We start from the raw sequence: 22,889 nt of genomic DNA, 5'->3' as shown, positions 1-22,889 counted from the left end.
CGCTACGAATAGCTTTAAATTTTTTAGCTGATATCCAGCTTTAGTAGCTGCGAATGGCGGTGAAGGCCGCGAGCAACTTCTGTGAATCTTTTTTGCCTGGTGCGCTTTCTACACCAGAGTTTAAATCTAATCCCAAGCAACCTAGTGTCGCTGCTTGTTGAGCATTTTCTGGCGACAGTCCGCCCGCTAGCATAATTTGACTTGGGTCGCCGATCAGTGACCAGTCGAACACTTGACCAGTTCCGCCAGTTTGAGTGCCAACTTGCGCATCTAATAAATGGCGATCAATGTTGTCTGCTAGCAGTTCTGGCTTGGCATCAGTCACGCCGTAAGCTTTCCAAATTTCTACCGCTGCTGGCAGTTCGGCTTTGAGTTGGTTTACGTAAGCTTGGTCTTCTTGACCGTGCAGTTGCACCGCTTTTAAACCCAAAGAGGTCACGACAGAAGCAACAAAATCGATATCGTGATTTTGGAACACGCCTACATAGTTCAGTGGAGCACCGCTCATGGTTAAGCGCGCACCTTCAAGGTCGACCGCACGCTTCGACTTCTCGACAAAAATCAGGCCACCAAATACTGCGCCTGCTTGATATGCTTTTGCTGCGTCATCTGGATGCGTTAAGCCACACACTTTATTTTCGCCTAACGTCACTTTACGTACAGCAAGTTCTAGGTTGTCTTCCGCCATCAGTGAACTACCAATCAAGAAGCCGTCTGCGTATTCCGCTAAATCACGAACTTGTTGATGCGTATAAATGCCAGATTCTGAGATTACTGTTGCGTTAGGAGCCAGTTCGCGAATGGTCGGTGCCAGTTCTTTAGTACGATTCAAATCAGTACTTAGGTCGCGAAGGTTACGGTTATTAATGCCGATAACGCGTGCGCCAAGCTTAACGGCACGATGAAGCTCTTCTTCGTTGCTGACTTCGGTCAAGATACCCATGTTCAGGCTGTGCGCTGCTTCCTCTAGCGCTTTGTACTCTTCGTCATTCAGGACAGAAAGCATCAGTAGCACGGCATCAGCACTGTAATGACGCGCTAGGTAAACTTGGTAGGTATCTACCATGAAGTCTTTGCACAGAACCGGTTGTTTGACTTGGCCACGCACTTGAGGAAGAAAGTCAAAGTTACCTTGGAAGTACTTCTCGTCTGTTAGGACTGAAATCGCATCAGCATGGTTGTTGTAAACCGATGCAATGTAATCCAAGTCGAAGTGATCACGAATCAAACCTTTAGAAGGAGATGCCTTCTTACATTCGGTGATGAAGGCCGTCTTTTCGCCACTCAGAGCATCGTAGAAGCTGCGGTCCGATGGCAGTAAATCAGACTGAAATGTGCTTAGCGGCTGAGACACCTTACGGTCTGCTACCCACTGATATTTGTCGCGGACAATTTTCGCCAGTACTTCTGCCATTTCTGCTTCTTTCTTAGAAACGTGTTCAGACAGGTTGTCAGCTTGCTGAGTGTTGAAGTCAGTCATCTTCTTCAATTCCTTAAGCGTGTGCGGCAAGTTGTTGTACCAAATGGTACGCCTTGCCTGAATTCATTGCCTCAATCGCTTGTTGCGTGTTGGCTTTTAAATCTTCGTGGCCGAATAGACGCATTAGCAGAGCAACGTTCACTGCCACTGCGCCCAATTGTGCGTCTGTACCTTTACCCGTCAGAATGTTGGTAATGATCGCTTTGTTTTCTTCAGGATCGCCACCTTTGATTGCTTCTAGTGGGTGCGCGTCTAGACCGAAGTCTGCAGGCGTTAATTTGTATTCTGTGATCTCACCGTCTTTGATTTCGGCAACGGTTGTTTCACCGTGAATTGCTACTTCGTCCAAGCCACTGCCGTGTACTACAGCGGCGCGCTTCATACCCATTTGTAGCATGGTTTCTGCGATAGGACGAACCAGTTCTTTACTGTAAACGCCCATCAATTCGATGTTAGGACGAGCAGGGTTAATCAGTGGGCCAAGAATGTTAAAGATGGTGCGTGTTTTCATGGTTTGACGCACTGGCATCGCATGGCGTACACCACCGTGGTACTGAGGTGCAAATAGGAAAGCAACACCAATATCGTCTACCGCTTTGCGCGTATCTTCTGCGCTCATAGCTAGGTTGATACCAAATGAATCAAGAAGGTCAGAAGAACCAGATTTGCTTGAAACGCTGCGGTTACCGTGTTTCGCTACTTTTAGACCACATGCTGCAGCAACAAACGCCGCAGTGGTTGAAATGTTGATGGTGTTGTGACCGTCGCCGCCAGTACCTACGATATCCGCGAAATCATAATCTGGACGAGGGAATGGGTTTGCGTTTGCCAGCAGTGCTTTTGCCGCGCCTGCAATTTCGTCTGGCGTTTCGCCTTTGATTTTTAGTGCAGTCAGCGCTGACGCCATCAAAATTGGATCTAGTTCACCACGGATAATGATGTCGAATAGCTGTTGGCTCTCTTCCTGAGTAAGCGATTCTTGCTCGTACAGTTTGGTAATAATAGGGTTGATGATTGCTTCCATATTTCCTCTCATAAATTTCTTATGTGCCAAGTGCTTTTTAAGCAGTGAGTGGGTTCGCTGAAGTTTGTTCTTCAAGTGCCCATTCAATGGCATTGGCCAACAGTGTTGCTCCGTAGGTCGTCATAATAGATTCCGGGTGGAATTGGAACCCGCAAACTTTATCTTCTTCATGTACAACAGACATTACCAAGTCATCCACTTCTGCTGTGATGGTTAGGCTCTCAGGAACCTTGGTCGCAACCAGCGAATGGTAACGTGCAATTGCAAGTGGTGATGGTAGGTTTTGGTAAATCGCATGGTTTTGGTGCTCCATCATAGAGACCTTACCGTGAATGATTTCGCCCGCGCCAGCAACGGTGCCACCGTACGCTTCAACAATCGCTTGGTGACCAAGACAAATGCCGATCATCGGCACTTTGCCTTTCATGCGTTGGATAAGCTCAGGCATTGAGCCTGCTTCTGAAGGAGCACCAGGGCCTGGCGATAGCAGAACCACTGGGTTTTCAAGCTCGTTTACCGCTTGTTCGATGGTTTCTGCTGGGATGTTGTTTCGGTAAATCTTGACCGAGTGACCTAACGAGCGGAACTGATCCACAAGGTTGTAGGTGAACGAGTCAAAGTTATCGATAAAAATGATATTAGCCATCTCTGAACCCTATTCCTTATTGTGACTTATGCGCTGCTTGGATAGCAGAGATTACCGCTTGTGCTTTGCCGCGCGTTTCGTCTGCTTCCGCTTGCGGATCAGAGTCGAACACCACGCCAGCACCAGCTTGAACTTGAGCAATGCCGTTCTCAACGTACGCTGAGCGGATCACGATACAGGTGTCGAGTGTGCCTTCACCAGTGAGGTAGCCAACAGCGCCGCCGTAGCTACCGCGTCGTGCGCCTTCTACATCGCGAATCAACTGCATGGCACGAATCTTAGGTGCGCCGGTGAGCGTACCCATGTTCATACATGCTTGATATGCGTGCAGCGCGTCTAGGTCTTCACGCAGTTGACCAACCACACGAGACACCAAGTGCATTACGTGGCTGTAGCGGTCGACTTTTAGAAGGTCTGCTACGTGGCGAGTACCAGCTTGAGCAATACGAGCGACGTCGTTACGTGCCAAGTCAACCAACATCATGTGTTCTGCGTTTTCTTTCATGTCGGTGCGCAGTTCAAGTTCGATGCGGCTGTCTAGGTCGAAATCAATCTCGCCGTTAGGGCGCTTACCGCGGCGACGAGTGCCTGCGATTGGGTAGATTTCAATTTGGTTGGTATCGGTTTCATACTTAAGCGCGCTTTCTGGTGATGCGCCAAACAGAGTGAACAGCTCATCTTGCATGTAGAACATGTAAGGGCTTGGGTTACTTTGTTTCAGTTCTTTATAAGCAGCCAGTGGAGAAGGACAAGGTAGAGTGAATCTACGAGACGGTACAACTTGGAATACATCGCCTTTCACTACGAACTCTTTTAAGTCGCGAACGGTTTGGCAGAAGTCTGCATCAGACACGCTAGGTTCTACCGTTACATCTGTTATTTGCTCTGCACTCGGCAACAGTTTTGGCGCTGCACATTGGGCGCTAATTTCTGCAATACGAGTCTCTAACGCTGTTTTCTCTGAACCATCAACAAACAACGTCGCTTGAAGCTGGCAAGATTCCGTTTGATGGTCGACAACAAGTAGTGTTTCCGCGACGTAGAAAACGTAATCTGGACACTGATTTGTTGCTTCGGCATTACCAAGCGGCTCAAAGTTTGCGACTAAGTCGTAGGCAAACAGACCACCAAGGAAAATTGCGTGTTTGTCTTGCTGTGAAATATCAAAACTATGCTGAACCAAACGCAGCGCATCGAAAGAAGAGGCTTCACGTAGGCGAGAGTCTTCATCTAACGTGTCGCATGGCTGGTTAAACTGCAAAGTTAGCGTTTCGCCATCGAACTTGCTCTCAACGTCACCACGGATGTTCTGGTTTAGGTGAGACAGTAGGTTTTTACCGTTATTGGTCAAGGCGTGCATGCTAACGGTATGGCCGAAGCAAACAATGCGAACCGCTGAATCTACGATCAGCAGGGATTTTAAATTTTGCTTTGAATCGATCTCAGCAGATTCCAGCAATAGGCTGTCAGTTTTGTTCTCACATAGTGTGTGGAACAAGCGAGTCGGGTCTTGAGTATAAGGGACGGAAGCCGTTAGCACTTCAAGCTGTCCAAGTTTCTTAATTTCAATGGCCTTGTTCACAAGACCTCCTTGTAGCTGTTTAAATCTTCCTGCCGTACATAGTCGCATAAAGCAAACGTTCTCCCAATCTAGAGTTGGCTATATTCGATTAATGTTTAGGCAGTTGAATGTGAAATGAGCAACAAAACAAAAAAGCCCGCTTAAGTAGCGGGCTTTACAACGTTTGGTTCTATAAACTAGAAGTATACGTTTGCCCACCAAGAACTAGTCCAAGTGCGCCACCAAGCAAGATCTGATGAGTTTGCCTTATTAAGACAAACCGCAACTTTCGCTTTTTGGTTTTGGTTAAATTCTTGTAACATGGTGAACCTTAAATTACGTACTTTGTATTTGTGTACTAGTTAACTAGTGCGAGAGTAAAAAGTCAACCCCAAAACGGCATTAAAACGATAAAAATATGAGAATTGATTTACATAGTCACACCACTGCATCGGACGGTCGGTTAGAACCTAAAGATTTAGTGGAAAGGGCGCTGAGTTTTGATATCGAGGTTTTGGCGATCACTGATCACGATACGGTTGACGGTTTGGCGTTAGCTAAGCAATACGTTCAAGATAATAATTTGCCGATAAAAATCATCAATGGCATTGAGATATCGACCGTCTGGCAAAACAAAGACATTCATATTGTCGGCCTGAATATTGATCCGGAAAATGAACAATTATCTGCCCTCATAGAACAGCAGAAGCAGCATCGCATAACACGATCTGAGTTAATTGCAGAGCGACTACAAAAAGCAACTCGAGTAGGTGTGCTTGAAGAGGTAAGGCAAATCGCCGGTGATGCTCCAGTGACAAGAGCGCATTTCGCGAAATGGTTGGTAGATAATGGTTACGCAAAAACCATGCAAATGGTGTTTAAAAAATACCTAACGCGTAATAACCCAGGTTATGTACCACCGAATTGGTGTTCGATGAAGGATGCGGTTGATGCTATCCATGCGGCTGGTGGAATGGCGGTATTAGCGCATCCTGGCAGATATAAGTTGACAGCGAAGTGGATTAAGCGTCTTCTAGCAGCGTTTGTCGAAGCAGGTGGTGATGCGATGGAAGTTGCACAGCCACAGCAAGCGCAACAAGAAAGGCGCAACTTGGCTGATTATGCTATACAATACAAACTATTAGCCTCTCAAGGCAGTGATTTTCACTACCCATCACCGTGGATGGAGCTAGGAAGGAACCTATGGTTGCCTGCTGGCGTCGAACCAGTTTGGAAAGATTGGGGAATAGATCCTTCGTTGAATAATACTCAGTAATACGAAGTCGAGAACCCATAAAAATATAGAGCCGAGAGGCTCGATAATGAGGAATTACAATGAGCCAGTTTTTTTACGTTCACCCAGAAAACCCACAGGCTCGCTTGATTAATCAAGCAGTAGCAATCATTCGTAACGGCGGCGTTGTGGTTTACCCTACTGATTCAGGGTACGCACTTGGCTGTCAGTTGGAGAACAAACAGGCACTGGAACGAATCTGTCAGATTCGTCGTCTGGATGATAAGCATAACTTTACTTTACTGTGTCGTGATTTGTCGGAGCTTTCTCTCTATGCGCGAGTGGATAACTCTGCATTCCGACTGCTGAAAAATAACACACCAGGTCCTTACACCTTCATCTTCAAAGGCACAAAAGAAGTGCCGCGTCGTTTGATGAATGCAAAACGTAAGACCATCGGTATCCGTGTTCCAGACAATCAAATTGCCTTGGACTTGTTGGAAGCATTAGGTGAGCCGATGATGTCTACGTCGTTGATTCTACCTGGCAGTGACGTAACAGAATCTGATCCAGAGGATATTCGCGATAAACTAGAACATGCGGTTGATGTGATTCTTAATGGCGGTTACCTAGGTGAACAACCTACGACTGTAATTGACTTTAGCGAAGGTGAACCTGTTGTAGTGCGTTTAGGATCAGGTGATCCTGCACCATTCGAATAGTAGACGCACACCACCGTCAAACAAAATAGGAGGCATCGCGCCTCCTATTTTAGTTGTCATATCGAATATCTCATTGAACTTAACTGATTGAGGTTAAGCGAAATCGAAAATGTCGATACCATTTTGTTCTGCATAGTTGATGTATGCAGAGCTCACACCGTTTAGTGTCACTTCAACATTGTATTCATCACTTGAGAATACTGCCCAGCCACACTCATTGTACGATAAAGTCAGATCATCCGCTGAATCCAAGAACGTATCTCGAATGCCATCGTTATCAGTGTCTCGGCCCATATCAAAGACAAGTTTGTCATGGAAAATATTAAAATCGACAATGTCGGCTTTAACATCAATATCGTTGGAAGACACTGGCTGATCAGGTACACCAATAGCCAGGCGGTTTGTAAGCACGAAGGTGTCGTCTCCACAGCCACCGCTCAGTACTGATTCACCATCACCAACAACGAGCGTGTCGTTACCCCAGCCACCACTCAAGTAGTTGTTGCCTGAATAATCAAAAATTGTGTCGTCGCCACAGCCACCAAAGAGTTTGTCGTTTCCTAATCCGCCGGATAGGAAATCGTTTCCAAAGCCGCCAGAAACAAAGTCGTTACCTCGGCCACCAAGCAAGGTATCGTCTCCCCAGCCACCGAAGACAATATCATTACCTCCGTATCCTACAAACTTATCATCACCACAGAAGCCGAAGAAAATATCGGTTGTTTCAGAGCCTTTTGTGCCTGTCATATCGTCATCTTGAGATGTCCCAAAAATCCAATTTAGGTCGAGATTTAGCATAGACATTGTTCTATTCCTTTTTGTCTGATTTATGCCAATCGCCGAGAGTGCAGAGCGAACCTAGTGAGTCAGAGTACACGATAGCATTAGTGTTATTTTTGATGTGAACTAATGACTTAAAGACAATTTTTGTCTTGTTACCCACGACCTTGCTTTGCTATGAGCGCTCATTGTCTGCGGTGATTGGTATTACTTAGCAGCAAACAGGGACGGCTTATTTTTCGTTGCTTTCTAGCAATACGAACAGTAAACACACCCCAAGTGGTTATTGTTGTAACCCTGACAATTTTATCAGGTACCGCGTGGTTAAAGTGGTTCAGGAAGACCGATATTAGTGGGATTCTCGTTGAGCAATGCCTGCTTTAAGTAGTAAAAAAGTTGCAGAATAGGACAAATATTTCGGTCATTTTTGAAGTGAATTTTGGTGTGGAGAATGGCGCCGATTTAGCTTACATTAACTAAGAAAGTTACGTATAATGTCCGACCGAAAAATCCCACTGAAATGGGTAAATAGCAAAATACAGACCAATCCTGGTCTAGACGTCTGTGAAGACGACACATAGGTAGATAAATGAGCGAAAAGTTACAAAAAGTATTAGCACGTGCTGGTCACGGTTCTCGTCGTGAGATTGAATCGTTAATTAAATCTGGTCGCGTTAGCGTGAACGGTGTAGTCGCTAAGCTTGGTGAAAGACTTGAAGACGAGAGCAGCGTAGTTCGTATCGATGGTCACATTGTCTCTGCAAAGATTCAAGAAGAAGTGATTTGTCGTGTACTTGCGTACTACAAACCTGAGGGTGAACTGTGTACTCGTCACGATCCAGAAGGTCGTCGTACTGTTTTTGATCGTCTGCCAAAAATTCGTGGCTCTCGTTGGATTTCAGTTGGTCGTCTGGATGCGAACACTTCTGGTCTTCTACTTTTCACAACGGATGGTGAACTGGCGAACCGCTTAATGCACCCAAGCCGCCAAGTTGAACGTGAATACCTAGTACGTGTGTTCGGTGAAGTAACTGAACAGAAAGTTCGTAATCTAGTAAAAGGTGTTGAACTGGAAGACGGTTTAGCTCGCTTTGAAGATGTTGTTTACGCGGGTGGTGAAGGCATGAACCACACGTTTTACGTTGTTATCAACGAAGGTCGTAACCGCGAAGTTCGTCGACTATGGGAATCGCAAGAGTGTACCGTTAGCCGTCTGAAACGTGTTCGTTACGGCGACATCTTCTTAGACAAGAAACTGCCTCGTGGCGGTTGGATGGAGCTTGACCTGAAAGAAGTAAACTACTTGCGTGAGCTTGTAGAGCTTCGTCCAGAGAAAGAAACCATGCTTGATCTGAACAAAGACAACACGTCACGCAAACGTGAGCGTGCACGCAGCCAAAAAATTCGTCGCGCAGTTAAGCGCCATGAAGAGCGTGTTAACACACCAAAAGGTCGCAGCAACAACCCTTCTCGTCGTAAGCCGAAGAAGACTGCTGGTGACCAAGGCGCACGCAACAAGCATCGTTAATCGATAGCAAAACATCAGAAAGGCTTGCCAATTCGGCAAGCCTTTTTCTTATCTGTTACATAACAAAAGGATCTAAAGCCGATATAGAGCAGGGTGTTTTGGATAAACAAATATCTCAGCTAAACAAAAACAGCAGATAAAAAAATACCAGCACTAGGCTGGTATCTTTGTTCATGATGAAGAAACGTTAATCGCGTTTCCAAAGCATATGGCAGAACTTATGTTCAGGGTCTCGGCTGATTAGCATACGAGCAAATACGTCATCAAGAACGTCATTTTCCTCATTTACTAGGCCGATACGAACCTCTGCATATACTTCTTTGTCGATCTCGAAGCCAACATGTTCAACCCAGTCATCACCGGTTTCAACAAGTTCTGCGGCACCACGATCTTCAAATTGCGCAGTAAACAGAATCACGTCAGCAGGCTCTAGGTTATCTGGAGCCATCTCAAGGAAAATGTCGTACGCTGCGTCGATGACGTCGTCGTAAGAAATCAAATCAGACATGCTTATGCTCGGCTCATGTATTTACGTTCAGCTGTGTTAATGATAACACGGTCACCAGTTGCAATGTACTCAGGAACCTGGATGACAAGACCTGAAGCGAAGCGTGCTGGTTTAGTACGAGCAGATGCAGAAGCACCTTTGATTGAAGGGTCAGTTTCTTCAATCACTAGCTCAACAGAAGATGGTAGTTCAATACCCACTGCAGCACCGTTAACAAGGATAATGTGGATACCTTGTGTATCTTCGTTGATGAACAGCATGTCGTCTTCAACTTCATTGTGCTTGAATGTGTATTGTGAGTAGTCTTCGTTATCCATGAAGATGTGCTCATCTCCGTCAGCGTATGAGTACACAACTGCACGTTTGTTCATTTCTACCGTTTCAACAACGTCATCAGACTTGTAACGCTCATCTACACGTGCGCCCGTGTTTAGATCTGTACAACGCATTTTGTAGATTTTAGCGCCGCCACGACCGCCAGGAGTCGTTACTTCGATGTCTTTAACTAGAAGAGTTTTACCATTAGACTCGATTGCGAAGCCTTTTTTGATTTCACTTGCCTTTGGCATTGTATATTCCTATTCATACTTATTAAGCAAAACTCGGTGATTATAGCGCTAAGTTAGCCGCCTAGCATTAAAATTCATTGCAGAAATTTGTTGTTACTCCCATGACTAAACACCTGAATGGACTTGATTCAGTGAGTCGGCTAAGAGAACATATAGTCCAACTTCTTGAACCATCTGAGAACACGTTTTAAGTCATGTCTCTGCCTGTTATCGATCCTAAACAACCATTTCAACCAGAGTTTGCGCCTTTAATTAGGGAAGTCACCGCTTGTCTCAAAGGTGGACTGGGGCAAAACTTACACAGCGTTTATGTATACGGTAGTGTTGCTCGCAAAACAGCGATCGTTGGGAAGTCGAACTTAGACTTGGTTGTCGTTACTCAATCATCCTTTGAGCACAATCGCGCGACTTTGCTCAGCACAATTAAGTGGCGTGCGCAGCAGAGTTACCCTCACGTTAATGGTGTATCGGTCCGTACAGCCTTAGTGAGCGAAGTGGCTAATTTAGATAGTATTTTTACTTGGGGCTTTATGCTTAAGCATTGCTGTGTCTGTGTTTATGGTGATGATCTAGCAGACTGCTTCGGTGATTACGTCCCAAGTTGGGAAATTGCTAAGCACTGGAATATGGATGTGGAAGATTGGATTACGGTGTATCGCAAAAAAATCGTACAAGCGAAGACGATAGAAGAGCAGGTGGCCACCCAGCGCGTGATTGCAAAAAAGTTACTAAGAGCGTCATACTCTTTGGTGATGTATCGAGATAAACGTTGGTTTGATGACCCTATACAATGTGGCAAGGTATTCTTAACTTATCATCCTGAAAAGCAGCTTGAGATCGAGCGGCTAGAAATTTTACTTTCTGGCCGGGGTATTCCCAAGCGTTCTGTTATCGGGCTAATTGATGCGTTTGGTGATTGGTTAGTCAAACAGTACCAGAAAACAGAGTTTCGTATCGGCTAAAACAACCCCATTTGTGGCGCTGAAAGCCTGTCAAAGTCCGTCCCAATGAAAGGGAGAATCGCATCCGCAACGGGTTTGAGTTGTTTATCAATGTAATGTTGATAATCAATCGGGCTATTGAGGTACTCATAAGGTTCAGGGCCGTTCACGGTAATAATGTATTCAATTCGCCCTTTGTTTTGATACTGTAATGGGCGGCCAAGCTTGGCATTTATCTCATCGGCTAAACGAGCTGCACGCACTTGTGGCGGGACGTTCTTCTGATACTCATGCAGTTTTCTTCGCAGTCGCTTTTGATACACCAACTGTTCATCAAATTCACCGTTGTTAGTTTTCTCAACCATCTCTCGGACATAGTCGCTTGGATCTTCACCATGGAAAATCATGCTATAGAGTGTATTTTGAAATTTCTGTGCTAACGAGGTCCAGTCAGTACGGGCACTTTCTAACCCTTTAAATACAATCCGTTCTTGCTCTCCTTCACCGATTAAACCCGCATAGCGCTTTTTCGAGCCAGTTTCCGCGCCACGAATCGTTGGCATAAGGAATCTGCGATAATGGGTTTCATACTCGATTTCCAACATAGATGTTAGGTTGTACTCAGAACGCAGGTGTTTTTGCCACCAAGAGTTGATGTAATCAACTAATTGATTTCCAACAGCGTCAGCTTCTACTTGACTGTATGGTCGATTCAACGACACGAATGTGGAATCCGTATCGCCGTAAATCACTTGATATCCTTGCTCCTCAATCAGCACCTTAGTTTGCTTCATGATTTCATGTCCGCGCATGGTAATACTAGAAGCTAACCGAGTATCAAAGAAACGACATCCCGATGAGCCCAGTACGCCATAAAAGGAGTTCATGATGATTTTGATTGCCTGAGAAAAAGCTTTTTCATTGTTCTTCTTTGCAACATCACGTGCTGCCCAAAGCTTTTCAATCATTTCTGGTAAAAAGTGTTTCGTACGATGGAACTGCCCACCGCGAAAGCCAGGTACAGCCTGATTTTCTTCTTTTCCAATATCGAGCAATAACCCCTCAACTAAACCCATAGGATCAATCAAGAAAGAGCGAATAATCGATGGATATAGACTCTTAAAATCCAATACTAAAACAGAATCATATAGGTTAGGGATGGAGTCCATCACGTAACCTCCGGGGCTGGCAATCCAATTTTCAGGGTGTAGGTTCGGAGCAACGTAGCCTGCTCGGTGTATCTGAGGCATGTATAGGTTTGTGAATGCTGCAACCGAACCGCCGACACGATCCAGTTCGACACCAGTGAGACGAGAGCGCTCTATTGCAAAGTCTAGCAGGTGAGTGTGATTGAAAATCTTATTCACTAACACGCAGTCTTGTAAATTATATTTAGCCAGCGATGGTTTGTCGGAGCGGTACATACGATTGATCTCATCCATGCGGTCATGAACGTTGTGGATTTCTTTCCCTTCCCCTAAGAGTTCTTGAGATACAGACTCTAATGACCAAGACCGAAAGTGATAAGTCGCCGTTTTTAACGTATCGATACCGTCCATTACAACTCGCCCTGGAATGGAAATAAACCCTTGTTGGCTTTGAGATGAACTTCTGAAAAAGCTGGCTTGGTCTGCTCTACCAAGCATTAGTTTCATGTTGTGCCATTCTGCTCGTTTGTGTAGCAGACGAAAGTCAAAATCAATGACGTTCCAACCGACAATGACATCGGGGTCGAATTGTTTAAACCAAACGATGAGTGCTTCTAGAAGCGCTTTTTCATCCTTAACCCATTGTATCGGTGTCTCCGAAGGTTCTGGTTCTCCGATCATTATAACGCGGGAATCCATGACGCTGTCTAATCCGATTGAGTAAAGAATGCCTTTCTCAGAGCATTCTAGATCTAACGAGACAACGTTTAACTTCGGCTCATATTGCCCCGCACGGCATTTTGCGCTCTGGACGTGTTGGTAGCCATTGGTGCGAGTCACATTGCCTGTAAACTCGATACTGCCTTTGATAAAACGTTCCATTAGGTAGCGATCGGCGAGGCGAATATCACTTTCATACGTAGTGATATCTTTTTGAGCGAATGTGTCTTTGAGTGCGAGAGTGTCTCTGGTTACATTGGTATAGCAGGCAGCAAGAGGCGTATGTTCAAACGTTTTGAGATCCAAAAGGCGGATGTCGACGAATATGTTTTTTTCTCGTGCGAGTGTCTTTGCTTGCTCTGAGTGTTTCTGAGCGATGAAAAATACTGGCTTCTCACCATTAATAAGTAACTGAGTAGGGCCTGCTTCTGTCGAAAGCCACAGCTCGATTTGAGTTTGACCTTTGATGTCTCGTGCATGTCGAGTTAGCAGGAAGCCTTGTTGAATATTCAAATGTGAGAAACCTTAGAAAACTTGAAGAACGTTAGTTTAACACTAAGAACTGTAAAAATAACCAGTAAAGAAAGCGTCTCAAATTTTTGCTGGAATTAGTGATTACAAGTTAGTCTTTGGTGCAAGAGGGACAGTGTCATTTTAAGTTATAGCGTGTTTCTCTGGGCAATATGAAACCTAGTTACTTGATTTATTGTACTTAATGTTGTTAATTGTCTTTTCTTAGATTTCGGTTCTGCTCATCACGCTCTAAAATAATAGAGTGGTTTATGAATAAGTTCTTGCTAAAGTTTGCGTTTCAGCACATATTCATAGAAAGCAATTTTTTGTCGATTACGTTAGTATATAGGCAGTCATACTGATATCCACATTTAACAAATAATGGTTATGTGGGTGCAGAACCAATACAAAGTGTGGAGATACAAGTTTGATAAATGTTTTCCTTGTAGATGATCACGAGCTGGTTCGCACAGGGATACGACGTATTATTGAAGACGTCCGTGGAATGAACGTAGCAGGAGAAGCTGACAGCGGTGAAGATGCAGTAAAATGGTGTCGCAGTAATCATGCTGACGTCGTTTTAATGGACATGAACATGCCAGGAATTGGCGGCTTGGAAGCCACTAAAAAAATTCTTCGCGTGAATCCTGATGTGAAAATCATCGTACTTACCGTTCATACAGAAAACCCGTTTCCAACCAAGGTGATGCAGGCAGGTGCGTCTGGTTATTTAACCAAAGGTGCTGGCCCTGACGAAATGGTGAATGCGATTCGTGTAGTTAATAGTGGGCAGCGTTACATCTCGCCAGAGATTGCGCAGCAGATGGCATTGAGTCAATTTTCTCCAGCCTCTGAGAACCCTTTTAAAGACTTATCCGAACGTGAATTGCAGATCATGCTTATGATCACCAAAGGTCAAAAGGTAACGGATATTTCTGAGCAACTTAATTTAAGTCCAAAGACAGTCAACAGCTATCGCTACCGACTCTTTAGTAAATTGGACATTAATGGTGACGTTGAGTTAACTCACTTAGCGATTCGCCACGGAATGCTGGACACCGAGACCCTTTAGCGTGAATCCTCCTTTCGATTCGGCTTCCTTTCTCAAGACAGTAACTCATCAGCCCGGCGTTTACAGAATGTACAACGCCGAAGCTGTTGTAATCTACGTAGGTAAAGCCAAAGACCTTAAAAAGCGCCTTTCAAGCTACTTTCGAAAAAAAGTAGACAGTGAGAAAACTCGCGCGCTTGTCAGTAATATCGCCAAAATAGACGTCACGGTGACTCATACTGAGACAGAAGCGCTGATCTTAGAGCATAACTACATCAAGCAGTATTTACCGAAATACAATGTGTTGCTGCGAGATGATAAGTCTTACCCTTATATCTTTATTAGCGGTCATAAGCACCCACGGCTTTCTATCCACCGTGGCGCCAAGAAGCGCAAAGGTGAATATTTTGGCCCCTACCCAGATTCTGGTGCAGTAAGAGAAACATTGCATTTGCTGCAAAAGATATTTCCTGTGCGCCAGTGTGAAGACACTGTCTATTCCAACCGAACGCGCCCATGTTTGATGTACCAAATTGGTCGTTGTGCAGGACCATGCGTTAATACCATCATTTCTGATGAAGAATATGCAGAGTTGGTTGGCTTTGTGCGCATGTTTTTGCAAGGCAAAGATCAGCAAGTACTCAAACAGTTGATTGAGAAAATGGAAGATGCCAGTCAGCAATTGCGCTTTGAAGATGCCGCTAAATTTCGCGATCAAATCCAAGCGATTAGGCGTGTTCAAGAGCAGCAGTACGTCTCAGAAGACAGCATGGATGATATGGATGTACTCGGGTTTGCTCAGGAGAATGGTATCGCGTGTATCCATATCCTGATGATACGCCAAGGCAAAGTGCTTGGTAGCCGTAGCCATTTTCCGAAAATCCCACAAAATACAAGCCAGCAGGAAGTGTTCGATAGTTTTCTGACTCAATACTATTTGAGCCATAACGAAGCACGTACAATTCCTTCTCGTATTATTTTGAATCAAGAGTTGGCAGAAGATATTGCGCCAATACAGAAAGCGTTAAGTGAAGTGGCAGGCCGTAAGGTTCATTTTCATACGTCGCCAACTGGCTCTCGAGCAAGGTATCTCAAGCTTTCGAACACGAATGCACTAACGGCGATTACCACCAAAATCAATCACAAGATGACGATTAATCAGCGTTTTCATGCGCTTCGCGAAACATTGAAGTTGGAGTCTATAGCTCGAATGGAATGTTTTGATATCTCCCATACGATGGGGGAAAGCACGATTGCGTCATGTGTGGTGTTCAACAACGAAGGCCCCGTAAAGCAAGAGTATCGTCGCTACAACATTACTGGGATTACCGGTGGTGATGATTACGCAGCAATGGGACAAGCGTTGGAGCGCCGTTATTCGAAGCAATTGGACGTAGAGAAAATTCCCGACATCATCTTTATCGATGGCGGTAAAGGTCAGTTAAATCGTGCGCATGACATCATTTCGCAGTACTGGGGGGATTGGCCAAAGCGTCCTATCATGATTGGTATTGCAAAAGGCGTTACTCGCAAACCAGGTTTAGAAACGCTGATTACAGTCGATGGGGACGAGTTTCATTTACCAAGCGATGCTCCTGCGCTGCATCTTATCCAACATATTCGTGATGAAAGCCATAACCATGCTATAGCGGGGCACCGTGCTAAGCGAGGTAAAACCAGACGTACGAGTGCACTCGAAGGGATTGAGGGAATCGGCCCTAAACGACGTCAGGCGTTACTCAAGTACATGGGTGGGTTACAAGAACTTAAACGTGCAAGTGTCGAAGAAATCGCCAAAGTACCGGGAATAAGTCACTCTTTAGCAGAAATTATTTTCCAAGCATTGAAACAATAAGGAAAATCGCGCAACATTAAGCCGCAATGTGTAAGAGAATAATAAAATGCGTTTGAATATCCCGAACATTCTGTCTCTTCTTAGACTGTTCCTAATCCCTGTTTTTGTGGTTGTCTTTTATCTACCTTATTCATGGGCACCGTTTGCAGCAGCAATGGTGTTTTGGGTAGCGGGTTTTACTGACTGGCTTGACGGCATGTTGGCCCGTAAACTTGGCCAAACTTCTCGTTTTGGCGCGTTTATTGATCCTGTCGCTGATAAAGTGCTAGTGGCAACGGCATTGATTCTAATCACGGAACATTATCATTCAATTTGGGTGACCATTCCTGCGGTAACGATGATTGCGCGAGAAATCATTATCTCAGCATTGCGAGAATGGATGGCTGAAATCGGTAAGCGAGCAAGTGTTGCGGTATCTTGGGTTGGCAAAGTAAAAACTGTTTCGCAAATGTTCGCCTTATGGGTGTTGATATGGCGTTACGATGAATGGATGGTTTGGCTAGGCTTTGCGGCCTTGTATGTGGCAACTTTCTTGACATATTGGTCAATGATTCAATATTTGGCTGCTGCGAAAGACGATCTGTTGAATGAAGAGCACCATTAAATTCTGATGTTAGAAAGCAGGCTTAATAGCCTGCTTTTTTGTATCTAAGACAATCTACAGCATTTTTTGGCTTCTCTCGCTTTTCAATGCTTGCTAACGGCCATGTTTGCAATTTGTATCTGGGGCTTTTGCTTCGATAGAGTTCTATTTGTGATCTAAGTCTTGTTTTTGTCCTTGGAGAGTCTTAGAGAGGCGAGTCTTCTGATTATTAATACTTCAATGCACGCAACGCACGGCCAGCAGTGTAAGGCGTAGCCAAAGTTTTATGATAAACAAGTGTATTTAAGCGATTTTTAGTATTAAAACTAAGCAATCCATCGTCTTTCGCACAAATTCTAGTCAAACGATTTAAAAAAATAAAAATAGTGTTGACTCGATCGCTCGAATCCGTAGAATGCATCCCGTACCCAAGAGAGCAAGGCTCGAAAGGGTGGTGAAAAAGCTTAGCTTTATTCACAAATGAGGCGCCTTGGCAGAGTGGCTATGCAGCGGATTGCAAATCCGTGGACCTCGGTTCGACTCCGGGAGGCGCCTCCATTATTCTTTTGAGAGCGAATGGCTTTCGAGAAAAATGCGACACTAGCTCAGTTGGTAGAGCGCAACCTTGCCAAGGTTGAGGTCACGAGTTCGAACCTCGTGTGTCGCTCCAAATTTTATTGATATGGCATTGGCGATATCAGATGGTGTTTTACTTTTCTGTAAAGGCATCACAAAGAATATTTGTGTGCCCTGGTGGTGGAATTGGTAGACACAAGGGATTTAAAATCCCTCGACGTTCGCGTTGTGCCGGTTCAAGTCCGGCCCGGGGCACCATCTCATATTAAATGCGACACTAGCTCAGTTGGTAGAGCGCAACCTTGCCAAGGTTGAGGTCACGAGTTCGAACCTCGTGTGTCGCTCCAGATTTAAGGCCTAACATGAAAATGTTAGGCCTTTTTCGTATTTTTTGAAAATCTCAAATTTCTTTTCTGTCACAGACTTCGTTAAGTAACGAACCCTTTGTCTCATTGACTCAAGTGATTGTTCATTCTGCCACTGCAAAACATCTTAGCCATTCCTACTAGTCTATGTTTAAACCATCACTTGTGGAGAATAACCACTCTTGCTCCAGGCAAAGCTGTGACGAGAATGCTATCTTTTTAAATGTTCCGGATATAGAAAGGAATGTTTTACGATTAAGCAGCACAACCTTACATCTCTGTTTAGATGAGGTGATGATATCTCAAGAATATTTGTTTAAATAACAGGTGTTTGAGAGAAGCAGAAAAGCATAGATCATGAATATGAACATGCGAGTTGCGATGGGGTATGTTTTGTTGTGATTTACATCACTGTTACTAATATGAAAAATCGTTGCCAGAAGATTTTATTTTGTGATAAATTCGCGCGCAATCTCGGAGCGTAATTAACAACGTTTGATCTCTGGGGGATACGCGTAGTGACCATTCAAGCTGATTGTGACACTGCGTAGGGTAGGTATCGGCAAAGCCTTTTGTCGATAGACGGGATACTAATGCTGTAAACGCGGCATATTAATGGGAAACCCAACATTGAAACCTTTGAATAAACACACACTAATCAGCTTCATACTGCCGAAATGTCCTGTTTTACAAAACGGGTGCATTACAGAACCTTGATTAATCCCTTTTACATATAAAGTCGCGAGTATCGTGGCGGATGATCTGTATTTGTCATTTATGCACTGACAAATGCGGAGGGGTATTCACACCTCCTGTAATTTCATTCTAATGATTATTAATACAGGATACAGAATTATTATAATTCAAGGGATTATGTAGTATGAGCACTGCCTTTGAAGTCGATAGCAATATCGCAAACATTTTTTCGTCTCAGGTTCCTATCGTTGAGGGAACGTATGACTTAACGCCAGATCAAGTATTGATTGATCAGGCTGAGCATGAATCTGAAGTACGTTCTTATCCACGTCGTTTGCCGATCGCAATTAAACAAGCCTTTGGGTGCTTGGTTGAAGATACGCGTGGACAGATCTTTCTAGACTGCCTTGCGGGGGCAGGCACTCTAGCTTTGGGGTATAACCATCCTGAAATAAACCAAGCTCTGAAAGAGCAATTAGATTCAGGACTGCCATATCAGACGCTAGATATTGCAACATCAGCAAAAACGACGTTTATTCAATCTGTTAAATCTTTTCTTCCTCAAGAGTTAAGCGAGAACAGCGTTATCCAATTTTGTGGCCCGTCTGGAGCTGATGCGGTTGAAGCTGCTATCAAGCTCGCGAAACAGACTACCGGTCGCAACACTATGTTTGCCTTCCGTGGCGCATACCATGGTATGACTAATGGTACGATGGGGATGATGGGTAACTTAGGCACGAAAGCGCGTCGAACTGGTTTGATGTCGGATGTGCACTTTATGCCTTTCCCATACAACCTGCGTTGTCCTTTTGGGCTTGGTGGTGATGAAGGTGCGAAAGCAAGTATTCGCTATATCGATCGTCTTTTAAACGATGATGAGTCAGGCATTATGAAGCCTGCCGCGATTATCGTGGAGCCAGTGCAAGGTGAGGGTGGTGTTGTTCCTGCGCCAGCATTCTGGCTACGAGAGTTACGTCGTATTTGTGATGAACACGGTATCTTACTGATCTTCGATGAGATCCAGTGTGGTGTTGGTAAAACTGGCTACAATTTCGCGTTCGAAGAGTCGGGCATTGTTCCAGATATTCTGTGTTTATCAAAAGCAATTGGTGGTGGCTTACCAATGTCGCTATTGGTTATCAACAAGCAACATGATACATGGAAGCCGGGCGAGCACACAGGTACATTTCGTGGTAACCAGCTAGCTATGGTCTCTGGTGCGAAAGCATTAGAAATTATCCAGCGTGATAATCTTGTTGAGCATGCCAATATTGCGGGTCAGTACTTGCGCTACGGCCTTGAAAGTATTCAAAAGCGTGTGAACTGTATCGCAGAGGTTCGTGGCAAAGGTTTGATGCTAGGCGTGGAGATTAAAAATCCAGACGGTGAGCTCAATAAATTTGGTGAACCTCAAGCGGATAGTGAACTCACACTTTCTATTCAACGCGCAGCACTCGAGCGTGGCTTGATCGTTGAGAAAGGTGGACGCGAAGGCGCAGTAATTCGTTTCCTTCCTCCTCTTATCATCTCGTTTGAGCAAATCGACTTTGCTTTACGTGTATTTGAAGACGCGATTTTAGCCGCTGGCGGTAGTCACATCGAAACTCAGCCACAAGATGAATGGAAGAAGCATTTCATCCACACTGGAGAGATGGGCAGCAATGAATTTGCTTCGGTGATGAATCACACTACTACGGCAATGAAGTCAGTGTTTGAACAAGTGACTGCACCGTATTCAGGTATGGATCCAAAAGCATTGGAAGCAGCGATTCACGACGTTGATCTTGATAATGGAAATGCGCCTCTTAAATCCGTTATCGACGATGCTGCTGAGCTGGTCGCGAAAAACGCAATTTTTACTCAACATCCAGATTGTATTGCTCACCTACATACTCCACCGTTGATGCCAGCGATCGCGGCAGAGGCAATGATTGCGGCTTTGAACCAGTCGATGGACTCATGGGATCAAGCTTCATCAGCGACTTATGTTGAACAGAAAGTTGTGAACTGGTTATGCGATAAATATGAGTTAGGTGCAAAAGCGGACGGTATCTTCACGAGCGGCGGCACGCAAAGTAACCAAATGGGTTTGATGCTTGCGCGAGATTGGATTGCTGACAAACTCAGTGCACACTCAATTCAAAAGCTTGGCCTTCCTGAATACGCAGACAAGCTACGTATTGTATGTTCGAAAAAATCCCACTTCACGGTTCAAAAATCAGCGTCTTGGATGGGGTTGGGTGAAAAAGCGGTCATGACTGTCGATGCTAATGCCGATGGAACGATGGATGTCACTAAATTAGACGAAGTTCTCAATCAGGCCAAAGCAGAAGGTTTGATCCCATTTGCCATTGTTGGCACAGCGGGCACAACGGACCACGGTGCTATTGATGACTTAGACTTTATCGCCGATATGGCAGCGAAACATGACATGTGGATGCATGTCGACGGTGCATACGGTGGAGCTCTGATTCTAAGTAGCCAAAAAGCGCGTCTGAAAGGTTGTGAGCGTGCACATTCCATCAGCGTAGACTTCCATAAGCTGTTTTACCAAACCATCAGTTGTGGTGCGCTATTGGTAAATGACAAGTCTAACTTTAAATTCCTGCTTCACCATGCAGACTATTTGAACCGCGAACACGACGAACTACCGAACTTGGTGGATAAGTCTATTGCGACAACTAAGCGTTTTGATGCGCTCAAAGTGTTTATGACGATGCAAAGCGTAGGGCCAAAAGCCCTAGGCGATATGTATGATCATTTGCTTGAACAGACGCTTGAAGTGGCGGACATGATTCGAGATACCAAACACTTTGAGTTGTTGGCTGAACCATCACTATCTACGGTTCTGTTCCGCGCGACACATGAATCAGCGGATCTTGATGAACTGAACAAAACGTTGCGCTTAGAAGCGTTAACACGCGGTATCGCGGTATTGGGTGAAACCATTGTCGACGATAAAACTGCATTGAAATTTACGATTTTGAACCCGTGTCTGACGACGGCGGACTTTGAATCTTTGCTCTCAAAAATCAATACGCTAGCGGCAGAGCTAGTTTAACAAAGGTAACGGAAAACTATGGCAATTCTACAGATTGGTGCAGGCGGCGTTGGCTGGGTAGTTGCACATAAAGCAGCACAAAACAACGACGTTCTGGGTGATATCACAATCGCATCACGTACCGTAGGTAAGTGTGAGAAAATCATCGAATCGATTCAGAAGAAAAACAATCTGAAAGATTCAACTAAGAAATTAGAAGCGCGAGCGGTAAACGCGGACGACGTAGATTCTTTAGTTGCTTTAATTAAAGAAGTACAACCTGACTTAGTGATCAACGCAGGTCCTCCTTGGGTGAACATGTCTATTATGGAAGCATGTTACCAAGCTAAAGTGTCATACCTTGATACATCTGTTGCGGTTGATTTGTGCTCTGAAGGCCAACAAGTACCTCAAGCTTACGATTGGCAGTGGGGTTACCGTGAGAAGTTTGAAGAAGCGGGCATTACAGGTATTCTTGGTGCTGGTTTCGATCCGGGCGTAGTATCGGTGTTTGCCGCATACGCAGTGAAACATCTGTTCGATGAAATCGATACTATCGACGTAATGGATGTAAACGCAGGCGACCACGGTAAGAAGTTCGCAACTAACTTTGATCCAGAAACGAACATGCTTGAGATTCAAGGCGATTCGTTCTACTGGGAAAACGGCGAGTGGAAACAAGTACCTTGTCACTCACGTATGCTTGAGTTTGAATTCCCGAATTGTGGTTCACACAAAGTGTACTCAATGGCTCACGACGAAGTTCGATCTATGCAAGAGTTCATCCCTGCGAAACGCATCGAATTCTGGATGGGCTTTGGTGACCGTTACCTAAACTACTTCAATGTGATGCGCGACATCGGTCTACTCAGCCCAGATCCACTAACGCTTCATGACGGTACGGTTGTTCAACCTTTGCACGTGCTAAAAGCACTACTACCAGATCCAACATCACTCGCGCCAGGCTACACTGGCCTAACGTGTATCGGTACTTGGGTTCAAGGTAAGAAAGATGGTAAAGAGCGCAGTGTATTTATTTACAACAACGCTGATCACGAAGTCGCATACGAAGATGTTGAACACCAAGCTATCTCATACACCACTGGCGTACCAGCGATCACTGCGGCTTTGCAGTTCTTCCGTGGCAAATGGGCAGACAAAGGCGTGTTCAACATGGAGCAGCTAGATCCAGACCCATTTCTAGAAACCATGCCATCTATTGGTCTAGATTGGCATGTTCAAGAACTGGAGCCAGGACAACCTGTTATCCATAAATTGAAGTAAGAATTTAGCGACTCTTATTTGTACGTTTAAGCCGATGCACTTGCGTCGGCTTTGTTCGATTTTAT

At 44.8% G+C, this 22,889-nt stretch carries 18 protein-coding genes, 4 tRNA genes and 1 other annotated feature; of the genes, 13 read left to right on the top strand and 9 right to left on the bottom strand.

Going from position 1 to position 22,889, the window contains the following annotated elements:
* Positions 1-40: 40 nt before the first annotated feature.
* The 5 genes from trpCF to R7Q39_RS13395 all read right to left on the bottom strand — a co-directional run bounded on the left by trpCF (position 41) and on the right by R7Q39_RS13395 (position 5,034).
* A complete protein-coding gene (gene trpCF, locus R7Q39_RS13415) occupies positions 41-1,480 on the bottom strand; it encodes a bifunctional indole-3-glycerol-phosphate synthase TrpC/phosphoribosylanthranilate isomerase TrpF (RefSeq protein ID WP_171346203.1) in 1,440 nt (479 codons plus the stop codon).
* 13 nt (positions 1,481-1,493) lie between these two features.
* Positions 1,494-2,504: an anthranilate phosphoribosyltransferase gene (gene trpD / locus R7Q39_RS13410; RefSeq protein ID WP_206953364.1), complete on the bottom strand. Its 1,011-nt coding sequence runs from the start codon at positions 2,502-2,504 to the stop codon at positions 1,494-1,496.
* 37 nt (positions 2,505-2,541) lie between these two features.
* Positions 2,542-3,150, bottom strand: coding sequence for an aminodeoxychorismate/anthranilate synthase component II (locus tag R7Q39_RS13405; protein WP_005434961.1), 609 nt, complete (start codon positions 3,148-3,150; stop codon positions 2,542-2,544).
* 16 nt (positions 3,151-3,166) lie between these two features.
* Complete coding sequence (locus R7Q39_RS13400) at positions 3,167-4,732, bottom strand: anthranilate synthase component 1 (protein ID WP_033905669.1); 1,566 nt, start codon at positions 4,730-4,732, stop codon at positions 3,167-3,169.
* 126 nt (positions 4,733-4,858) lie between these two features.
* Positions 4,859-4,962 (bottom strand) — a sequence feature (Trp leader region).
* Positions 4,909-5,034, bottom strand: a complete 126-nt coding sequence (locus R7Q39_RS13395; RefSeq protein ID WP_005376787.1) for a trp operon leader peptide — start codon at positions 5,032-5,034, stop codon at positions 4,909-4,911. Its footprint overlaps the feature before it by 54 nt.
* A 95-nt stretch (positions 5,035-5,129) precedes the next feature.
* Here R7Q39_RS13395 and rnm point away from each other — a divergent pair, with 95 nt between their 5' ends.
* Positions 5,130-5,987, top strand: a complete 858-nt coding sequence (gene rnm / locus R7Q39_RS13390; RefSeq protein ID WP_005386777.1) for an RNase RNM — start codon at positions 5,130-5,132, stop codon at positions 5,985-5,987.
* A 59-nt stretch (positions 5,988-6,046) separates the two neighbouring features.
* Positions 6,047-6,667 (top strand): L-threonylcarbamoyladenylate synthase, encoded by a 621-nt coding sequence (locus tag R7Q39_RS13385; RefSeq protein WP_005376791.1) that lies wholly within the window; start codon positions 6,047-6,049, stop codon positions 6,665-6,667.
* A gap of 93 nt (positions 6,668-6,760) precedes the next feature.
* On the opposite strand, the gene R7Q39_RS13380 is transcribed toward R7Q39_RS13385, so the two are convergent.
* Entirely contained in the window at positions 6,761-7,471 is a 711-nt protein-coding gene (locus R7Q39_RS13380) for a calcium-binding protein (RefSeq protein ID WP_005376796.1), read from the bottom strand.
* Positions 7,472-8,036: 565 nt separating this feature from the next.
* Here R7Q39_RS13380 and rluB point away from each other — a divergent pair.
* Positions 8,037-8,975 (top strand): 23S rRNA pseudouridine(2605) synthase RluB, encoded by a 939-nt coding sequence (gene rluB / locus R7Q39_RS13375; protein ID WP_005376798.1) that lies wholly within the window; start codon positions 8,037-8,039, stop codon positions 8,973-8,975.
* A 187-nt stretch (positions 8,976-9,162) separates the two neighbouring features.
* Here the strand turns inward: rluB and R7Q39_RS13370 are convergent, their stop codons facing one another.
* Together R7Q39_RS13370 and yeiP are read right to left on the bottom strand one after the other, a co-directional pair.
* Positions 9,163-9,483, bottom strand: a complete 321-nt coding sequence (locus tag R7Q39_RS13370) for an HI1450 family dsDNA-mimic protein (protein ID WP_005376800.1) — start codon at positions 9,481-9,483, stop codon at positions 9,163-9,165.
* Between the two features lie 2 nt (positions 9,484-9,485).
* Positions 9,486-10,052: an elongation factor P-like protein YeiP gene (gene yeiP, locus R7Q39_RS13365; RefSeq protein WP_005376801.1), complete on the bottom strand. Its 567-nt coding sequence runs from the start codon at positions 10,050-10,052 to the stop codon at positions 9,486-9,488.
* A 194-nt stretch (positions 10,053-10,246) separates the two neighbouring features.
* Between yeiP and R7Q39_RS13360 the strand changes: the two genes are divergently transcribed.
* Positions 10,247-11,014 carry a nucleotidyltransferase domain-containing protein gene (locus R7Q39_RS13360; protein ID WP_318076368.1) on the top strand — a complete coding sequence of 256 codons (768 nt, stop codon included), beginning with the start codon at positions 10,247-10,249 and terminating at the stop codon, positions 11,012-11,014.
* Here R7Q39_RS13360 and R7Q39_RS13355 read toward each other — a convergent pair.
* Positions 11,011-13,374, bottom strand: a complete 2,364-nt coding sequence (locus R7Q39_RS13355) for a DNA polymerase II (RefSeq protein ID WP_205390931.1) — start codon at positions 13,372-13,374, stop codon at positions 11,011-11,013. The two genes, R7Q39_RS13360 and R7Q39_RS13355, sit on opposite strands and share 4 nt — an antisense overlap.
* A 427-nt stretch (positions 13,375-13,801) precedes the next feature.
* On the opposite strand from R7Q39_RS13355, the gene uvrY reads away from it, so the two are divergent.
* From uvrY to R7Q39_RS13310, 9 genes are all read left to right on the top strand, one after another.
* On the top strand, positions 13,802-14,446 hold the full coding sequence (gene uvrY, locus R7Q39_RS13350) for a UvrY/SirA/GacA family response regulator transcription factor (RefSeq protein WP_005386783.1): 645 nt from the start codon (positions 13,802-13,804) through the stop codon (positions 14,444-14,446).
* A gap of 1 nt (position 14,447) precedes the next feature.
* The gene (uvrC, locus tag R7Q39_RS13345) at positions 14,448-16,280 is read left to right on the top strand and encodes an excinuclease ABC subunit UvrC (protein WP_203345909.1); all 1,833 of its coding nucleotides are present in this window, start codon (positions 14,448-14,450) and stop codon (positions 16,278-16,280) included.
* Positions 16,281-16,326: 46 nt separating this feature from the next.
* Positions 16,327-16,884, top strand: a complete 558-nt coding sequence (pgsA, locus tag R7Q39_RS13340) for a CDP-diacylglycerol--glycerol-3-phosphate 3-phosphatidyltransferase (RefSeq protein WP_005394805.1) — start codon at positions 16,327-16,329, stop codon at positions 16,882-16,884.
* Between the two features lie 463 nt (positions 16,885-17,347).
* A tRNA-Cys gene (locus R7Q39_RS13335) sits at positions 17,348-17,421 on the top strand.
* A gap of 36 nt (positions 17,422-17,457) precedes the next feature.
* A tRNA-Gly gene (locus R7Q39_RS13330) sits at positions 17,458-17,533 on the top strand.
* 77 nt (positions 17,534-17,610) lie between these two features.
* Positions 17,611-17,697: transfer RNA gene (locus R7Q39_RS13325), tRNA-Leu, on the top strand.
* Positions 17,698-17,710: 13 nt separating this feature from the next.
* Positions 17,711-17,786 (top strand) — tRNA-Gly (locus tag R7Q39_RS13320).
* An 898-nt stretch (positions 17,787-18,684) separates the two neighbouring features.
* Complete coding sequence (locus tag R7Q39_RS13315; protein ID WP_222716529.1) at positions 18,685-21,561, top strand: pyridoxal phosphate-dependent class III aminotransferase; 2,877 nt, start codon at positions 18,685-18,687, stop codon at positions 21,559-21,561.
* An 18-nt stretch (positions 21,562-21,579) separates the two neighbouring features.
* A complete protein-coding gene (locus R7Q39_RS13310) occupies positions 21,580-22,824 on the top strand; it encodes a carboxynorspermidine synthase (RefSeq protein WP_012841628.1) in 1,245 nt (414 codons plus the stop codon).
* The last annotated feature ends 65 nt before the right edge of the window (positions 22,825-22,889 follow it).

Origin of the sequence: Vibrio sp. 947 (assembly GCF_033339115.1) — a bacterium.
Classification (GTDB): Bacteria; Pseudomonadota; Gammaproteobacteria; order Enterobacterales; family Vibrionaceae; genus Vibrio; species Vibrio alginolyticus.
The sequence above is the reverse complement of the archived record's forward strand: the minus strand, read 5'-3'. Positions and strand labels throughout refer to the sequence as shown.

Coding starts and splice junctions, on each gene's coding strand:
- trpCF (WP_171346203.1), bottom strand. CDS start 1,480: ATGACTGACTTCAACACTCAGCAAGCTGACAACCTGTCTGAACACGTT.
- trpD (WP_206953364.1), bottom strand. CDS start 2,504: ATGGAAGCAATCATCAACCCTATTATTACCAAACTGTACGAGCAAGAA.
- R7Q39_RS13405 (WP_005434961.1), bottom strand. CDS start 3,150: ATGGCTAATATCATTTTTATCGATAACTTTGACTCGTTCACCTACAAC.
- R7Q39_RS13395 (WP_005376787.1), bottom strand. CDS start 5,034: ATGTTACAAGAATTTAACCAAAACCAAAAAGCGAAAGTTGCGGTTTGT.
- rnm (WP_005386777.1), top strand. CDS start 5,130: ATGAGAATTGATTTACATAGTCACACCACTGCATCGGACGGTCGGTTA.
- R7Q39_RS13385 (WP_005376791.1), top strand. CDS start 6,047: ATGAGCCAGTTTTTTTACGTTCACCCAGAAAACCCACAGGCTCGCTTG.
- R7Q39_RS13380 (WP_005376796.1), bottom strand. CDS start 7,471: ATGTCTATGCTAAATCTCGACCTAAATTGGATTTTTGGGACATCTCAA.
- rluB (WP_005376798.1), top strand. CDS start 8,037: ATGAGCGAAAAGTTACAAAAAGTATTAGCACGTGCTGGTCACGGTTCT.
- R7Q39_RS13370 (WP_005376800.1), bottom strand. CDS start 9,483: ATGTCTGATTTGATTTCTTACGACGACGTCATCGACGCAGCGTACGAC.
- yeiP (WP_005376801.1), bottom strand. CDS start 10,052: ATGCCAAAGGCAAGTGAAATCAAAAAAGGCTTCGCAATCGAGTCTAAT.
- R7Q39_RS13360 (WP_318076368.1), top strand. CDS start 10,247: ATGTCTCTGCCTGTTATCGATCCTAAACAACCATTTCAACCAGAGTTT.
- pgsA (WP_005394805.1), top strand. CDS start 16,327: ATGCGTTTGAATATCCCGAACATTCTGTCTCTTCTTAGACTGTTCCTA.
- R7Q39_RS13315 (WP_222716529.1), top strand. CDS start 18,685: ATGAGCACTGCCTTTGAAGTCGATAGCAATATCGCAAACATTTTTTCG.
- R7Q39_RS13310 (WP_012841628.1), top strand. CDS start 21,580: ATGGCAATTCTACAGATTGGTGCAGGCGGCGTTGGCTGGGTAGTTGCA.